Source organism: Terriglobia bacterium, assembly GCA_036496425.1.
GTDB lineage: Bacteria > Acidobacteriota > Terriglobia > 20CM-2-55-15 > 20CM-2-55-15 > 20CM-2-55-15.
In genome coordinates, this window is record DASXLG010000299.1 from 1 (window position 1) to 14781 (window position 14781).

The following is a 14781-nucleotide window of genomic DNA, read 5'->3' on the forward strand; positions in this document are numbered from 1 at the left end:
CGAAAAAAGCGAGCCCGGCGTGAACTCGCCGACTTGCCGGTTGGGGAGAAGCTTCGCATTCTCGAAAGAATGATCGAGCGCGATCGAAAGATTGCAGCAAATCATCCGCCCAAACCTGCCAACCCCGTCCGTATCACCCGCGTTACCCGCGATTGATGCGCCAGCGAGCGGCAGAACAAGCAGTTCAGGCGCGCCGCACTAATAAGGGAGCGGCCTGGTTCCTCTGTCAAGAATTTCGACAAGACTCGTATAAAGATAGAGCCGTTCCTTGCCCTTGCCGCTGATGTCATGGACAATGCCCAATTCCTTCAGGTTATTCAGAGCGGTGCGTGTGGTCGGGACTGTCAGCGACAGCGCTTTCGCAGCATCGATCGCGGAAACAACAGCCTTGCTTCGCAAGAGAGCATGAACTTCGCGGGCGCTGATGCCAGCGCGTTTCAGGCCTTCGATTTTGGCCAGGTCGCCGGCAAAGAGCGCCGCAATGGCATGGCTGGTGTCGACAACCTGGCCGGCTGTTTCGGCAACGCCTGTGAGGAAAAACTTCAGCCAGCCTTCCCAATCTCCCGTCTGCCGTACAGCATTCAGTCGCTCGTAATATTCCTGCCGATTGTTCTTGAAGAACAGACTCAAATACAGAGCAGGCTGCTTCAGGTTACCCATCGCCATCAGAAAAAATGTGATCAGCAAGCGGCCGATACGGCCGTTCCCATCCAGAAACGGGTGGATTGTTTCAAACTGCGCGTGAATGAGCCCGGCGTCAATGAAAGACGGGTAGGGGCGTTCGCCGGCATGAAGATATTTTTCGAATGGGTCGAGACATTCCATCAGCCGATTCGGCGGAGGCGGGACGTACATTGCGTTGCCGGGGCGGGAACCGCCAATCCAGTTTTGAGAGGTTCGAAATTCCCCAGGCTGCTTGTTGCTGCCGCGTCCTTTGGAGAGAAGAATTTCATGCATTTCCCGGATAAGGCGGAGAGACAAAGGGAAGCCGCCCCGCATCCGCTGGAGTCCATGTTCCAGCGCGGCCACGTAGGACGAGACTTCGGTCACGTCGTCCAAAGGCACCGATGGCGTTTCCTGGCTTTCATATAAGAGCAAATCAGACAAGCTGGATTGGGTGCCTTCGATCTGTGAAGACAGCACCGCTTCCTTCCGGACATAGTAATAAAGGAGAAGATTAGCGTCCGGCAGGACTTCAGAGACGCCTTCCAGGCGGCCGATCGCTTCTCCGGCGCGAACCATAAGCTTTTGAAGGGGAATGAGATCCAGCGCCGGATTGGGCGGCAAAGGGGGCGGCAGGAAGGCCTGATAAGTGTCCCCTGCAATGCTGGATTGGAGGTAAGTTCCCAGCCGCGTGGTTGCCGGCATATCTTTTCTTTCTACTCCTTGAAAAGAAAATATATGCCATTAAGTATTTCTTTATCAATCCGAAAGCGTGGCAAAACTCCGCTATCCGGCAAGCAAAGATAAGTTGATGGACTATTTTTCCCCGTCCGCGTTACGCTGCGTATTTCATCGCGTCGGAATGTTTCAATTCCAGGCCCAGACCTGGACGCTGCGGATCGGGGCACAGAAGACCATCGACGGGTTCGAGGACATTATCGAAAAGCATCCGCTCAATGCGGACGTGATCGTGAAAGTATTCGAGATGGCAGGCGGACGGAATCCCGCAACAAAGATGCGCGTGAATCGACGGCGCCGTGTGAGCCGATAAAGGGAGGTGGTGTGCGTTCGCGAGCGCCGCCGCTTCGAGAAAGCCCGTCACGCCGGCACAGCGCGTCGCGTCCGCCTGCAAGACATCGACAGCCTGAGCATCCAGCATGCGGCGGAAGTAAGTCGTGTCGTAACCGTATTCGCCGGCCGCGATGTCCATGCCGGCCGGCGCTCGATCGCGGATCAGGCGCAAGCCGTCGAGGTCGTCCGAGGAGACCGGTTCTTCGAACCACTTCACGTCATAAGCCGCAAAATTCTCGGCAAAATCCAGCGCCTGTTTCCGTGTGTACGCTCCGTTGGCATCGACGAAGAGATCGGCGTTTGCACCGATCGACTGTTTTGCCGCTCGTACGCGATAGAGGTCGGCGGAAGGATTCGAGCCGACCTTCATTTTGACCTTTGTAATGCCTTGCCCGACCCACACCGCGAACTGAGCCCGAATCTGCTCGATCGAATAGGAGGTAAAGCCTCCGCTGCCATAGACCGGGATACCGCGGCGGACACCGCCGAGAAGCAGCGCAAGAGGCACGTTGAGAATTCGCGCCTTCAGATCCCACAGCGCAATATCGACGGCTGCTATCGCATGCGATGCGATGCCGGGCCGCCCGATGTTTCGAACTGCGCGAAGCATCGAGCTCCAGCGTTCTTCGATGGTCATCGCGTCTTTCCCGAGGATGAGCGGGGTCAGGACGCGGTCGACCAGGCGTCCGGCCGCCAGGTCGCCGTAGGTGAAGCCGATGCCGGTCTGTCCGCCGGCATGAGCTTCAACGATGATGATCGTGGTCGAGTCCCATTCGATCGTGCCATCAGCCTCGGGAAAATCCGTCGGGATGGTGAATGCGGAGACGTCGAGTTGTGTAACAGGAATCGACACGGCTACACCAGCTCGCGCACGCGATCTTCCGCGACCGTCGTGACGATCTTTGCGCGATTGGGCTCGCCGCGGAGGAGCGATTCTGCAAATTTCTCCGCCTGTTTCATCGAAACTTTCGGAGGCATCGGCGGTTCATACGGATCGACCACAGCCTGCACAAGAACGGGCCCCGGAGTGTTCAGCGCCTGCTCGACCAGCTTGCCGCAATCGGCCGGGTCCTCGATCGTGAGGCCGGTTCCGCCACATGCCTGAGCGAAGAGTGCGAAGTTGATCGGCTGAAGATCACAGCCGAATTCGGGATTGCCCAGGAAGACCATCTGTTCCCATTTGATCTGGCCCAGCGTGTTGTTCTTGATGACGAAGACTTTTACCGGCAATTTGTATTTCACGCAGGTCGCGAATTCCGCCATCAGCATCGAAAACCCGCCGTCTCCAACAAAAGCGACGGACGGCCTGTTCGGATATGCGACCTGGGCGGCGATAGCGTATGGAAGGCCGGGCGCCATCGTTGCCAGATTGCCCGAGAGCGAATGCAGCTGTCCGCGCTTCACCGGGATATGGCGTGCCCACCAGGTGGCGATCGTTCCCGAATCGCATGAAATGATGGCATTTTCCGGTAGAAATTTGCCGAGCTCCCAAGCCACGACCTGGGGCTTCATCGGTTTATCCATCCGTGTACCGTAGGCTTCCATCACGGCCCACCACTGCCTCATTCCCGACTGCGCGCGTTCAAGAAACCGCCGGTGCTTATTTCGCATCAGCAGCGGCATCAACCGTTGCAGCGTCCTCTTGGCGTCTCCGACCAGTCCGACTTCAACGGGATAACGCAAACCGATCCGCATCGGATCCAGTTCAATTTGAACCGCGTGTGCCTGTCCCGGTTTTGGAAGGAATTCGATGTAGGGGAAGGATGTTCCGATCATCAACAGCGTATCGCAGTTTTCCATCGCTTCCTGTGACGGTTTTGTTCCAAGCAGGCCGATGCCGCCCGTGGTATATGGACTCGAATCGGGAACTGCAGCTTTGCCGAGCAACGCCTTGACGATGGGCGCGCCAAGCGTCTCGGCGAGGACTTCGAGTTCATCTGTTGCGGCGAGCGCTCCCCGTCCCACGAGAATCACGATGCGTTTTCCCGAATTCAACAGGTAGGCGGCGCGTTCGATGTCCGTATCCGGAGGGACCTGGGCGCCCATGGCGCAAACATCGGAGGTGTGATGAGGAATATTGCGGTGGGACAAATGCTTGCGGTCAATTTCCTCTTCCTGTGTATCCACCGGAATCGTGATGTGGGATACGCCATGATATGCAAGGGCCGTACGGCAGGCGAGGTCGGTCACGTTTTCAACGTGGGTGGCGCTCATGACCCGCGTGTTATAGACCGCGACATCCATGAACACTTTGTCGAGTTCGACATCCTGCTGCGTATGCGTCTGGACAAGGTCGTGATACTGAAGTCCCGTGATGGCGAGTACCGGCTGGCCATCCAGCTTTGCATCGTAGAGACCGTTCAGCAGGTGAAGACCACCCGGGCCGGAAGTCGCGAGGCAGACGCCAAGTTTTCCCGTGTACTTGGCATAAGCGCAAGCCATGAAAGCCGCCGCTTCTTCATGCCGCACCTGGACAAAGCGGATTTTATCGGCGCGCTTCCGCAACGCTTCCATGATTCCGTTGATGCCGTCCCCTGGCAATCCAAAGACCACATCCACGCCCCAATCGTGAATTGCATCAATCAAGATGTCGGACGCTGTCATTTTCATGGAGTCCTCCCCTTTTATATTCGACTTCAAGGGGACGCAATTGTCAGCACGCGCGACTCGCATGTAAACTCAAGCAACATCTGGAGGCGCGCAATGAACAGACAGACACGGCCCGCATGCCTGGCGATGATTGGCATGCTGGCGGCGGCACTGACTTCTTACGGCCAAGGCAAGCGGGCCATGACAGTCGATGATTTGATTACGACTATCCGGGTAGGCGATCCGCAGTTGTCGCCGGACGGGAAGCGCGTCCTCTACACACGCACGACAACGGCGCTCGATACGGGAAGGCGCAATTCCGATATCTGGCTGGTCTCTGCCGATGGTTCATCGGCCGCGCGCCAGTTTATCGGCGGCGAGAAGAGCGAGAATACGGCGCGATTCACTCCCGACGGCAGGCGTGTAGTCTTCATGTCGAACCGCGATGGAGCCTTTCAAGTGTACGCCGCGGATTCGCAGGGCAATAATCCGAAGGCAATCACGAAAATCTCCGGCGGCGTGCAGGCGCCGATGATTGTCTCGCCGGATAGTAAGAAGGTTGCCTTCGTCTCCGACGTGTATCCGCAGTGCAAAGACGAAGACTGCAACCGGCGCACGCGCGAGGCGCAGGAAAAAGATCCATCCAAGGTGCGCGTGCTGACGGGTCTTCCGTTCCGGCACTGGGACGAGTGGCGCATCGGCATCCGCCATCACATTTTCGTGACCGATATCGATAGCGGCGAAACACGTGACGTCACGCCGGGCGACTTCGATTCGCCGCCGCACTTTTACGAAGACGGCAATATGACGTTTTCACCGGATAGCCGGTCCATTGCATTTGTCTCCAACCGCGACGGCCGCGACAAAGAAATGATGGACACCAATGACGACGTCTGGCTCGTTCCGGTGACCGGAGGCGATGCAAAACGGATCACGACTAATCCGGCGAAGGATGACCAGCCGACCTGGTCGCCCGACGGCAAGACCCTGGCGATCCGGTCTCAGCGCCGCGCCGGTTTCGAGTCGGATCGCTGGTATCTCGATCTCTACGATCAAGCCAAGGGAACGAAACGTACATTGTTCGAATCGCCCGACCTTTCGGTCGACGACTTTATCTTCACTCCGGACGGGCGATCCATCGTGTTTGCCGCCGAGGATAAGGGGCTGGTGAACCTGTACACGATTCCGCTTTCCGGTGGCACGCCCAAAGTTCTGGTGAAAGGCGGAGCAGTCGGACAATTTCAGGCTGGACCGAACTTCATCGTCTTTTCGAAATCAACCTTCGACGCGCCGCCGGATCTGTTTCGAGTGTCCTCCGATGGCGAATCGACAAAGCGGCTCACCGACGAAAACGGCTCGCGGCTGAGCCAGATCAACGCGCCGCAGTATGAAGCGATGACCGTGGCCGGAGCGGGCGGCACTCCTATCCAATACTGGCTTTTGAAGCCGCCTGGTTTTGATTCGTCGAAAAAATATCCGGTTGTTTTCATGATTCACGGCGGTCCCCAGGGAGCGTGGGAAGACGGATGGTCGTACCGCTGGAATCCCGAACTGTGGGCCTCACAAGGTTGGGTCATTGCGGCTCCGAATCCGCGGGGATCGTTCGGCTTCGGTCAGGAGTTCGTCGACGAGATATCTCAAGACTGGTGCGGTAAGGCAATGACCGACCTCACGGCGGTGTTTGATAGCGTGACGAAGCTCCCTTATGTCGATCCGCAGCGAACGGCCATCGCGGGCGCAAGCTATGGAGGCTATGCCGTTGATTGGATCATCGGTCACACGAATCGATTCAAGGCCGCCGTATCGCACGATGGCGTCTTCAATCTGGAAACGATGTCGCTGGAGAGCGAGGAGCTGTGGTTCACCGACTGGGAGTCGGGCGGTCCGCCGTCGAGCGCCGCTGCACGGCGGCATTTCGGGCGCTGTTCGCCACATCTCTCCGCTGCGAACATCAAGACACCGACTCTCGTCATCACCAACGAGCAGGATTTCCGTGTGCCCGTCGATCAGGGACTGCAGCTTTTCACCGCGCTGCGGCGAAATGGCGTTCCATCCGAAGCGCTGGTGTTTCCCGATGAAGGCCATTGGGTCCTGAACCCCATGAACAGCAAGCGATGGCATGAAACGGTGTTTGCCTGGATCAGGAAATATATTGGCCAATAGGAGCAAAGATATGAAAGCGCAACTCGTGGGCATTCTGCATCCCGGTGAGATGGGCATATCCATTGCGGCTTCCGCAAAGAACAGCGGTTGCGACGTCTATTGGGCTTCGCAGGGCCGCAGCGCCTCGACCCGCGAACGCGTCGCCAAAGTCGGCCTGCACGAAGCGGCAACCGTCGCTGAACTGTGCGGGAAGTGCGGGATTGTGATCAGCGTCTGTCCGCCGCATGCCGCGGAAGATGTGGCGAACGAAGTGATCCGTTCCGGCTTCCGCGGCCTCTTCGTCGATGCCAACGCGATAGCGCCGCAGCGGACCGAAAAGATTGCGGAAGCCATGACGAAAGCGGATGTGGCATTCGTCGATGGAGGCATCATCGGCTTTCCAGCATGGAAACCGCACACGACTTGTCTCTATTTATCCGGACCGCGTTCGGATGAGGCTGCATTGTGTTTTTCGGCCGGTCCGCTCGATACCAAAGTCCTCGGCGATCAAATCGGTAAAGCCTCCGCTTTGAAGATGTGCTACGCCGCAAATACCAAGGGCACCGTCGCTCTGCTTGCCGCAATTGTGGCAACCGCGGAAAACCTGGGAGTCCGCGAAGCCTTGTTCGAGCAATGGAAACACGACGATCCTGCATTGCCCGGCCAGGTTGAAAAGCGAATTCAGGCGAATGCGCCTAAAGCGTGGAGATTTGTAGGGGAGATGGAAGAAATCTCACGAACGTTCCACGCCGCGGGAACTCCCGGAGAATTTCATGCCGGCGCCGCCGACATCTATGCCCGCCTTGCCCGATTCAAAGACGCGAAGACGCCACCGGCGCTCGAAGACATCCTCGCTGCATTGACGGAAGGCGTGAATATCAAGTGAGCGTACTCCCCTCCTTTTCAAGGAGGGGAACGTGTTTGATTCCGATTCGTTCACACCTTCTACATCATGTTTCACAAAATTTTCTTTGCGCCCGGCATATCGCAGCTATTATGAAGAATGTCACTTTGATCGACATTCCCTCTGCGCTTGGTTCATCGTTGAACGGTCCGAAAGTCTTCTCTGAACATTTTAGTTTCTGAGCCGCTTTTTGCAGCCTGTTTCACTGACAAAGGGGGCGATCGTGCGACTAGCGCTCTTATCGTGGGAGTCATTGCATTCCATATCTGTGGGCGGCGTGGCCGTCCACGTGACCGAACTTGCGGCTGCCCTGGAACGGAAAGGTCATGAAGTTCACGTATTCACCCGTGGCCGTCATGGCCAGCCGCACTATGACTGCATTCACGGTGTTCACTACCACCGGTGCGGGTTTGACCTGCAACCCAATTTCGTCGACGAGATCAACAATCTGTGCCGTTCACTGGTGCATTACGTTTTCGAGACCGAAAATCTCCTCGGTCCTTTCGATGTCATCCACGCTCATGATTGGCTCACGGCCAACGCAATGATCTGGATCAAGCAGGGCCGTGGACGGAAGTGTGTCTACACGCTTCATTCGACCGAATACGGGCGCTGCGGAGATCAGTTTCCTGCCGGCGAAGCATCCGTCCGCGTGAGAGCGCAGGAGCGCGCCGGTTCATATTGGGCCGATCGTGTGATTGCCGTATCGAATGCTCTGCGGAAGGAAGCCTCCTGGATGTACGAGATTCCCGGCGGAAAAATTGCAACTGTCTACAATGGTGTGAACGTCCATCATTATGACGGGTGGATCGATCCGGCGGATGTAAGGCGGAATTATTCCGTGGGGCCCGTTGATCCAATGGTCCTTTTTTCCGGCCGGATGGTTCTCCAGAAGGGTCCCGATTTGCTGCTCGAGGCCATTCCCAGCATTCTGAAATTTTATCCACGCACTAAGTTTGTTTTTGCGGGGGATGGCGAGATGCGCGGCGCCGTCGAACGTCGTAGTCACGAGCTGGGCGTGGCTCATGCAACGCGTTTTCTTGGCTATCAGCCGAGCTGGGCGCTGACCAACCTTTACAAATCCTGCGACGCCGTCTGTGTTCCGAGCCGCAACGAACCCTTCGGGATTGTGCTGCTTGAGGCATGGAGCGCGGGCAAGCCGGTCGTTTCCACGCGAAACGGCGGACCTGACGAGTTTGTCTGGCATGAAGTCAATGGTCTCAAGGTGTACGCCAATCCCGATTCGATTGCCTGGGGGCTGGGCACCTTGTTCACCAACTTCGAGTGGGCCCGATGGATGGGCCGCAACGGCAGGATTGCCGCGGAAAGTGCGTTCACCTGGGATGCCATCGCTGATCATGTGCTTGGCGTTTATTGCTCTTAAACATTTAAGACAGGAGCTCTATGATCGTTCGTGAACTGTCTGAATTTGTCGGCGATCTGCCGAATATCTGCGGCTTCGAAGACCTTATCGCCGAAACCATGAAGCGGCGCGGGCCTTTTTATCTTCGCGAATCCAACATCGATTTTAATCGCGTTCGGAGCGGTTTCAGCATCGCTCTCCACATGCACCAGCCCCTGATTCCCGCCGGAGGAGATGACCTGGCGACGGCAGCAGTCATCAGCAATCTCAAGTACATGATGGATCATCAGGATATCGGAGATAACCACAACGCTCCCGTATTTCAATGGTGTTACAAACGGATGGGAGAATTCATTCCACAGCTCGTTCAGGAAGGAAAGCATCCGCGGGTAATGCTGGATTACTCCGGGTCCCTTTTATACGGACTCGCGGCGATGGGACTGAATGATGTGTTGGACAACCTGAAGCGGATCACGCTCGATTCCGCTTATCGGCGATCTGTTGAATGGCTCGGTACGGCCTGGGGGCATGCGGTTGCGCCATCCACTCCCGTGCAGGATTTCCGCCTGCACGTCCGGGCCTGGCAACACTATTTCGCCGCGTTATTCGGATTGGAGGCATTGGAGCGCGTCCGAGGCTTTTCTCCGCCGGAAATGGCTTTGCCTAACCATCCGGATGTCTGTTTCGAGTTCGTTCGGACCTTGAAAGATTGCGGGTTCGAATGGCTGCTGGTTCAGGAACACTCGGTCGAAATGGCCATGAATGGTTCGAGCATCCAGCGCCCTCATATCCCGCACCGTCTGGTGGCGCGGAATTCGAGAGGTGCGACCGCCGACATCATTGCGATCATCAAAACACAAGGCAGTGATACGAAACTCGTCGGGCAAATGCAGCCGTACTATGAAGCCAAGGGTTTGTCCAGGATCGATCTTGGCGGAAAGTCTATTCCTCAATTAGTGACGCAGGTCTCCGATGGAGAGAATGGCGGGGTGATGATGAATGAGTTTCCGCCGAAATATCTCGAAGTCATGCGCGAAGCGTCCGGTTCAGACGTTGCTCCTTTGAATGTCACCGAATACCTCGAGTATCTGAACGGGCTCGGAATCACCGGGAAGGATTTTCCCGTGATTCAACCGGTCCTTCAGAAACGCATCTGGGACCGCTTTCCGGCCGGCGCCGGCCCCGAAGCCGTGGAGAAAGTGATCGCAGACTTGAAGCGGGAAGACCAGCGGTTCCATGTCGAGGGGGGAAGCTGGACAAACAGCCTGTCATGGGTCCGCGGCTACGGTGACGTTTTGAAACCAATGGAGCAGGTGAGCGCGTTGTTTGCGGAAAAAACACACGGCGTGCCGACTTCGGAAGATCGATACCGCAATGCGCTGTTTTACCTGCTCACGACACAAACCAGTTGCTACCGCTATTGGGGTACGGGTCTGTGGACGGATTATGCACGGGAGCTATGCCGCCGGGCGGAAGCGATCCTGAAGTACGATTTCTAAGTACTGGACAGTATGTAGCCGCGGGCTGAAGCCCGCGACTACATACTTGTTTCCAGCATGTCTTTGGAAAGGAGAAGCTATGAAACCAACACAGCAACTTCATGATCTTGGTCAAAGTCTCTGGCTGGACAATATCACGCGTGACTTGTTGACGAGCGGCACGCTGCGGGGCTACCGCGACAGGTTATCGGTGACGGGGCTGACCTCCAACCCGACGATATTCGATCTTGCAATTCGAAGCAGCACTTCCTATGACGCCTCCATCCGGGCGGCCGTTGACCGCGGCAAGTCCGGCGATGCGCTGTTTTACGAGTTGGCTCTCGAGGATCTGAGTCAGGCTGCGGATCTATTCAAGCCGGTTCACGATTCCACCGGCGGCGTGGACGGCTGGGTATCGTGGGAAGTGTCTCCCAAGCTGGCATACGACACAGCCAGCACGATCCGGGAAGTCGCCCAGCTTCGGGCGCACCTGCAGAGGCCGAACATCATGATCAAGATTCCCGGCACGCTCGAGGGTGTTCCCGCGATCGAGGAGTCGACCTATGAGGGTGTGCCGGTCAATGTGACTCTGCTTTTCTCACGCGAACAATATGTCCGCGCTGCAGAGGCATACATGCGCGGCGTCGAACGCCGGGTGGCGGCCGGACGGGATCCGAAGGTGCACTCCGTGGCATCCATGTTCGTCAGCCGGTGGGATAAGGCAGTCGCCGGCAAGGTTCCGGACGGACTTAAAAATCGTCTCGGAATCGCAATCGCGAAGCGAACCTACAAAGCATACCGCGATCTGCTGCAGTCTTCCCGCTGGCAGAAACTTCAACAGGCCGGCGCGCTGCCGCAGCGTTTGCTGTGGGGAAGCACAGGCACGAAGGACCCACATGCCTCCGATGTTATGTACATTGAGTCCCTGGCAGCGCCCGACACGATCAATACGATTCCGGAGAAAACGCTTCTCGCGTTTGCGGACCACGGACAGGTGAAGGGCGTTTTGCCGGCGGATGGCGGGGATGCGGAACAGGTATTGGACGAGTTTGCGCGAGCTGGAATCGACGTCAAGAAGCTTGCGGAAGAACTTCAGCTCGAGGGCGCGGATGCCTTCGACAATTCATGGGACGATCTGATGGAGTGCCTTCGCTCGAAGAGTGAAAAAATACGGAAAGCGAGTTAATGTCTCCGGGGGATGGGAACCTATTGAAATTCGAAATTGGAGGTTCGAAATTGGAAATTTTCGGTACCGCAGATCTTCAATTTCCAACTTCCAATTTCGAATTTCCAATAAGTTCCCATGAAGTTTAAGCCGCCTTCCCGATATCGATGTCGAGCTGGCTTGCCGAATCGTATCGAGTCGCCACGTCCTGCCAATTCCAGACGCTCCAGACCGCTTCAAAGAATTCAGTCTTGCGATTCTCGTACTGCAGATAGTAAGCATGCTCCCATGCGTCGATCACCATCAGTGGAACCCCGGCTTGCGCCAGATTGGACTGGTGATCGTAAATCTGCGTGATCAGTAGTCTTTTCCCAATGGGTTCCCAGACTAATGCCGCCCAGCCGGAACCCATAATGGTCGAAGCCACCTGCGTGAGTTGTTTGCGGAAACGGGAGAAGTCTCCGAAGTCCTTATTCATGGCAGTGGCGAAATCGCCCTGTGGCGCGCCGCCGCCCTTGGGAGTCAAGTTTTTCCAGAACAGGGAATGGAGAATGTGCCCGGACAGATTGAAAGCGAGGGAGTGCTCCAAGGCGGCTATCCGCGCAAAATCGTCTTTCTGCCTCGCCTCGTCGAGTTGATCCAAAGCCGAATTCGCATTTTTCACGTAACCGGCGTGATGTTTGCCGTGGTGCAATTCCATAATCTTGCCGGAAATATGGGGTTCCAAAGCACTGTAGTCATATGGCAAATCAGGCAGCCTGTAACGGTTCATGATTTCTTCCTTTCCGTAAATGCAAAGCTGTTATTGGGCAGACGTACAAAAAAAGAAAAAACGGGGCGGCCGGTTGAACGGCCGTCTCGGGATTGCAAAGACGGGCGAAAAGCACGTCTTGAAAGGATCTTGCGATGTTACGCAGCGCGCCGGACAGTCGTGCTGGAAACCGCTTCGGTGTATCCGCCTGCGTGTCCGCCAACAAGGCCGCCGATCAGTCCGAAAATGACTGCGATCAGTGCCCACGAAATTGTTGTCGCGCTGATGTTTCCCAATCCAGAAGTCAGATTCAGCGGTTGAATCCGGCCCGTTACCGAGCCGACCATTTCCGCCATCCGTGTTGTATTTAAAGCGAAGTACAGGAGTGCCACGCTTCCCAGCGCCCAGACGACAAGCCCGTGCAAGCGGCCGTCGCTTTTGGCCTGGCTTTCCGATGATTTCGCTGCCAGCCAGCCTCCGGCAAGGAATCCTACGAACAGAGTAACCAGGGACCAGACACCCAACCACACATCAACTCCCGCAGTAGCTCCCTTTAAGCCGGTAGCAGCAGCTCCAACAGCAAGGCCGAAAAGGCCCAGGATCGTCATAATCCCCAACGCGAAAAAAGTACCTCCGAAAATTGCCGACCACGACAGTCGATGGATGGGAACCCGTCCAAACTGGGTGATCGTGCGTTCTTCTCTCATAAACGCCTCCTTATCGGTTCCCGATGTCTTATACCTGTTTAGACGTTCAGAAGGGGCAACCATTAGACGTCCGGAGGCCGGCTTGGGGAGTTTCTGCATAAGTTGACCACAAAAAGCACAAAGCCTTTTTTGTGTTCTGCGATGTGCCTTTTGTGGTCTCTCCCCGCTTTCCAGCGGAATCGTCCTACCAGCTGAGCATCCTCATCAGGAATCGCGTAACCCCTCCGGAGATGGCGCCAAAGGCGGCGCCCTTCTTACCACCGGCAAGGGCTCCGACTGCCGTGGCGATGCCCGCAGTAGCAGCAATCATCAAAGCTTCTTTTTCCCAGGATTGGCGTTTGCCGCCGCCCCAGATCACGACTTTTGCATCCATATTCACCTCTTGCAGATAAATTGTTTCCGTTCGAACGAGCACGCAAGGTTCCCGGCGGTGAATCCGAACGTCCCGCGTACAATATTCACGAATTTGTAGTCTGGCTGAGGTTTGATGTGAGGATGGCTCTGTACCACCGAATTTCTTGCGCCTTCACGCTCCGGCATGCCGCTCAACATCTGGCGTAAGCCAGGTTTCCTTTCATCTCAGGGACACGAACAGCCGGCGCTGGGGCTCGCGGACCTGGCGGTCGGCCTGGGCATGCTGGCTTTACTGTATGTCGTGGCGCGGGTTGGGGCTCAATCGTTCGTCAGGTTCAGCCCACCGGATGTCATTCCCTCGGTTGGTCTGGATCCTCGAAATCTCCCGAATTACGCCGCCCGTTCCACTCTGCGCATGTTTATCGCGCTCGCCTTCTCGACGCTGTTCACTTTTGTGTATGGTTATGCCGCCGCCCGCAGCCGGCGGGCTGAGCGCGTTCTGGTGCCGCTGTTGGATATCCTGCAATCGATTCCGGTGCTGGGATTTCTGTCGGTGACCGTCACCGCTTTCATCGCGCTGTTTCGCGGAAGCCTGCTGGGTCTGGAGGCAGCCTCGATCTTTGCGATCTTTACCGGGCAAGCCTGGAACATGACCTTTTCGTTTTATCAGTCGCTGCGGTCGGTGCCGCGCGAACTCGACGAGATGGCGAGCCTGTATCGGCTTTCCAGGTGGGAACGTTTCACACGGTTGGAGTTGCCTGTTTCCGTCATCGGCCTCGTATGGAACGGAATGATGAGCTTTGGCGGAGGCTGGTTTTTTCTTGCCGCCAGCGAGGCGATCAGCGTCTTGAACCGCCAGTACACGCTGCCTGGAATCGGTTCGTATGTGGCGGCGGCGATCGCGGCCAGGAATCTCGGTTCCCTCGCATGGGCGATTTTCACCATGGTCGTCCTGATCCTTCTCATCGACCAGCTCTTCTGGAAGCCGCTGGTGACATTGGCGGATCGTTACAAGCTCGAGCTCAGCGCCGGAGAGGAACGCCGGTTCTGGTTAGTGGATCTGTGGCGCTCCGCCTCATTGCCACGCTATTTCAGAGGGCTGGTGGAGCCGCTCCTTCGCCGGTTTGATCAGATGCTTTCCGCGGCGACGGCGATTCCGTCGAAGACGAATCGCGGTACATCCTCGAAGAAGGGCGACTTCGTCTACCGTGGCGTTCTCTTCATCGTTACGGCCGGGCTCGCTGTCGCCGCAGGACGATTTATATTGTCCGGGGTTGGACTCGCGGAGGTTGGCTATGCAGCGCTGCTCGGTCTGACCACCGCAGGACGGGTCATCCTGCTGCTCATTTTCAGCACCGTGGTATGGACACCAATCGGGGTCGCGATCGGATTCAATCCCAGACTGGCCCGGATATCGCAACCCATCGTTCAGGTTCTGGCATCGTTTCCGGCCAACTTCCTTTTTCCGTTCGCGACTCTCGGATTCATCAAGCTCGGCCTGAGCCTGAACTGGGGCAGTATGCTATTGATGGCCCTGGGAGCCCAATGGTACCTCCTGTTCAATGTCATCGGCGGAGCGCAGGGCATACCCAAC

12 protein-coding genes are annotated in these 14781 nt (G+C 56.7%); 6 read left to right on the plus strand and 6 right to left on the minus strand.

The genetic code is table 11. From position 1 onward, the window contains the following. Window positions 1-198: 198 nt before the first annotated feature. The 3 genes from VGK48_21635 to VGK48_21645 form a co-directional block, all read right to left on the minus strand. Entirely contained in the window at window positions 199-1368 is a 1170-nt protein-coding gene (locus tag VGK48_21635) for a Fic family protein (protein ID HEY2383785.1), read from the minus strand. 130 nt (window positions 1369-1498) lie between these two features. Next, complete coding sequence (locus tag VGK48_21640) at window positions 1499-2587, minus strand: enolase C-terminal domain-like protein (protein HEY2383786.1); 1089 nt, start codon at window positions 2585-2587, stop codon at window positions 1499-1501. Between the two features lie 2 nt (window positions 2588-2589). Continuing rightward, window positions 2590-4344, minus strand: a complete 1755-nt coding sequence (locus tag VGK48_21645) for a thiamine pyrophosphate-dependent enzyme (GenBank protein ID HEY2383787.1) — start codon at window positions 4342-4344, stop codon at window positions 2590-2592. Window positions 4345-4437: 93 nt separating this feature from the next. Here VGK48_21645 and VGK48_21650 point away from each other — a divergent pair, with 93 nt between their 5' ends. The 5 genes from VGK48_21650 to tal all read left to right on the plus strand — a co-directional run bounded on the left by VGK48_21650 (window position 4438) and on the right by tal (window position 11396). Further along, entirely contained in the window at window positions 4438-6486 is a 2049-nt protein-coding gene (locus VGK48_21650; protein HEY2383788.1) for a S9 family peptidase, read from the plus strand. A gap of 10 nt (window positions 6487-6496) precedes the next feature. After that, window positions 6497-7351: a DUF1932 domain-containing protein gene (locus VGK48_21655; GenBank protein ID HEY2383789.1), complete on the plus strand. Its 855-nt coding sequence runs from the start codon at window positions 6497-6499 to the stop codon at window positions 7349-7351. A gap of 241 nt (window positions 7352-7592) precedes the next feature. Further along, complete coding sequence (locus tag VGK48_21660) at window positions 7593-8753, plus strand: glycosyltransferase family 4 protein (GenBank protein ID HEY2383790.1); 1161 nt, start codon at window positions 7593-7595, stop codon at window positions 8751-8753. Window positions 8754-8773: 20 nt separating this feature from the next. Further along, a complete protein-coding gene (locus VGK48_21665) occupies window positions 8774-10231 on the plus strand; it encodes a glycosyl hydrolase family 57 (GenBank protein HEY2383791.1) in 1458 nt (485 codons plus the stop codon). 79 nt (window positions 10232-10310) lie between these two features. Next, window positions 10311-11396: a transaldolase gene (gene tal / locus VGK48_21670; GenBank protein ID HEY2383792.1), complete on the plus strand. Its 1086-nt coding sequence runs from the start codon at window positions 10311-10313 to the stop codon at window positions 11394-11396. A 124-nt stretch (window positions 11397-11520) separates the two neighbouring features. On the opposite strand, the gene VGK48_21675 is transcribed toward tal, so the two are convergent. The 3 genes from VGK48_21675 to VGK48_21685 all read right to left on the minus strand — a co-directional run bounded on the left by VGK48_21675 (window position 11521) and on the right by VGK48_21685 (window position 13206). Beyond that, window positions 11521-12147, minus strand: a complete 627-nt coding sequence (locus tag VGK48_21675) for a superoxide dismutase (GenBank protein ID HEY2383793.1) — start codon at window positions 12145-12147, stop codon at window positions 11521-11523. Window positions 12148-12284: 137 nt separating this feature from the next. Then, window positions 12285-12833 carry a hypothetical protein gene (locus VGK48_21680; GenBank protein ID HEY2383794.1) on the minus strand — a complete coding sequence of 183 codons (549 nt, stop codon included), beginning with the start codon at window positions 12831-12833 and terminating at the stop codon, window positions 12285-12287. Window positions 12834-13017: 184 nt separating this feature from the next. Continuing rightward, on the minus strand, window positions 13018-13206 hold the full coding sequence (locus VGK48_21685) for a hypothetical protein (protein HEY2383795.1): 189 nt from the start codon (window positions 13204-13206) through the stop codon (window positions 13018-13020). Between the two features lie 165 nt (window positions 13207-13371). Here VGK48_21685 and VGK48_21690 point away from each other — a divergent pair. Beyond that, window positions 13372-14781 (plus strand): ABC transporter permease subunit (locus VGK48_21690; protein HEY2383796.1); only part of this gene is annotated, 1410 nt, incomplete at its 3' end.

Coding starts and splice junctions, on each gene's coding strand:
- VGK48_21680 (HEY2383794.1), bottom strand. CDS start 12,833: ATGAGAGAAGAACGCACGATCACCCAGTTTGGACGGGTTCCCATCCAT.
- VGK48_21655 (HEY2383789.1), top strand. CDS start 6,497: ATGAAAGCGCAACTCGTGGGCATTCTGCATCCCGGTGAGATGGGCATA.
- VGK48_21645 (HEY2383787.1), bottom strand. CDS start 4,344: ATGAAAATGACAGCGTCCGACATCTTGATTGATGCAATTCACGATTGG.
- VGK48_21685 (HEY2383795.1), bottom strand. CDS start 13,206: ATGGATGCAAAAGTCGTGATCTGGGGCGGCGGCAAACGCCAATCCTGG.
- VGK48_21675 (HEY2383793.1), bottom strand. CDS start 12,147: ATGAACCGTTACAGGCTGCCTGATTTGCCATATGACTACAGTGCTTTG.
- VGK48_21665 (HEY2383791.1), top strand. CDS start 8,774: ATGATCGTTCGTGAACTGTCTGAATTTGTCGGCGATCTGCCGAATATC.
- VGK48_21650 (HEY2383788.1), top strand. CDS start 4,438: ATGAACAGACAGACACGGCCCGCATGCCTGGCGATGATTGGCATGCTG.
- VGK48_21635 (HEY2383785.1), bottom strand. CDS start 1,368: ATGCCGGCAACCACGCGGCTGGGAACTTACCTCCAATCCAGCATTGCA.
- tal (HEY2383792.1), top strand. CDS start 10,311: ATGAAACCAACACAGCAACTTCATGATCTTGGTCAAAGTCTCTGGCTG.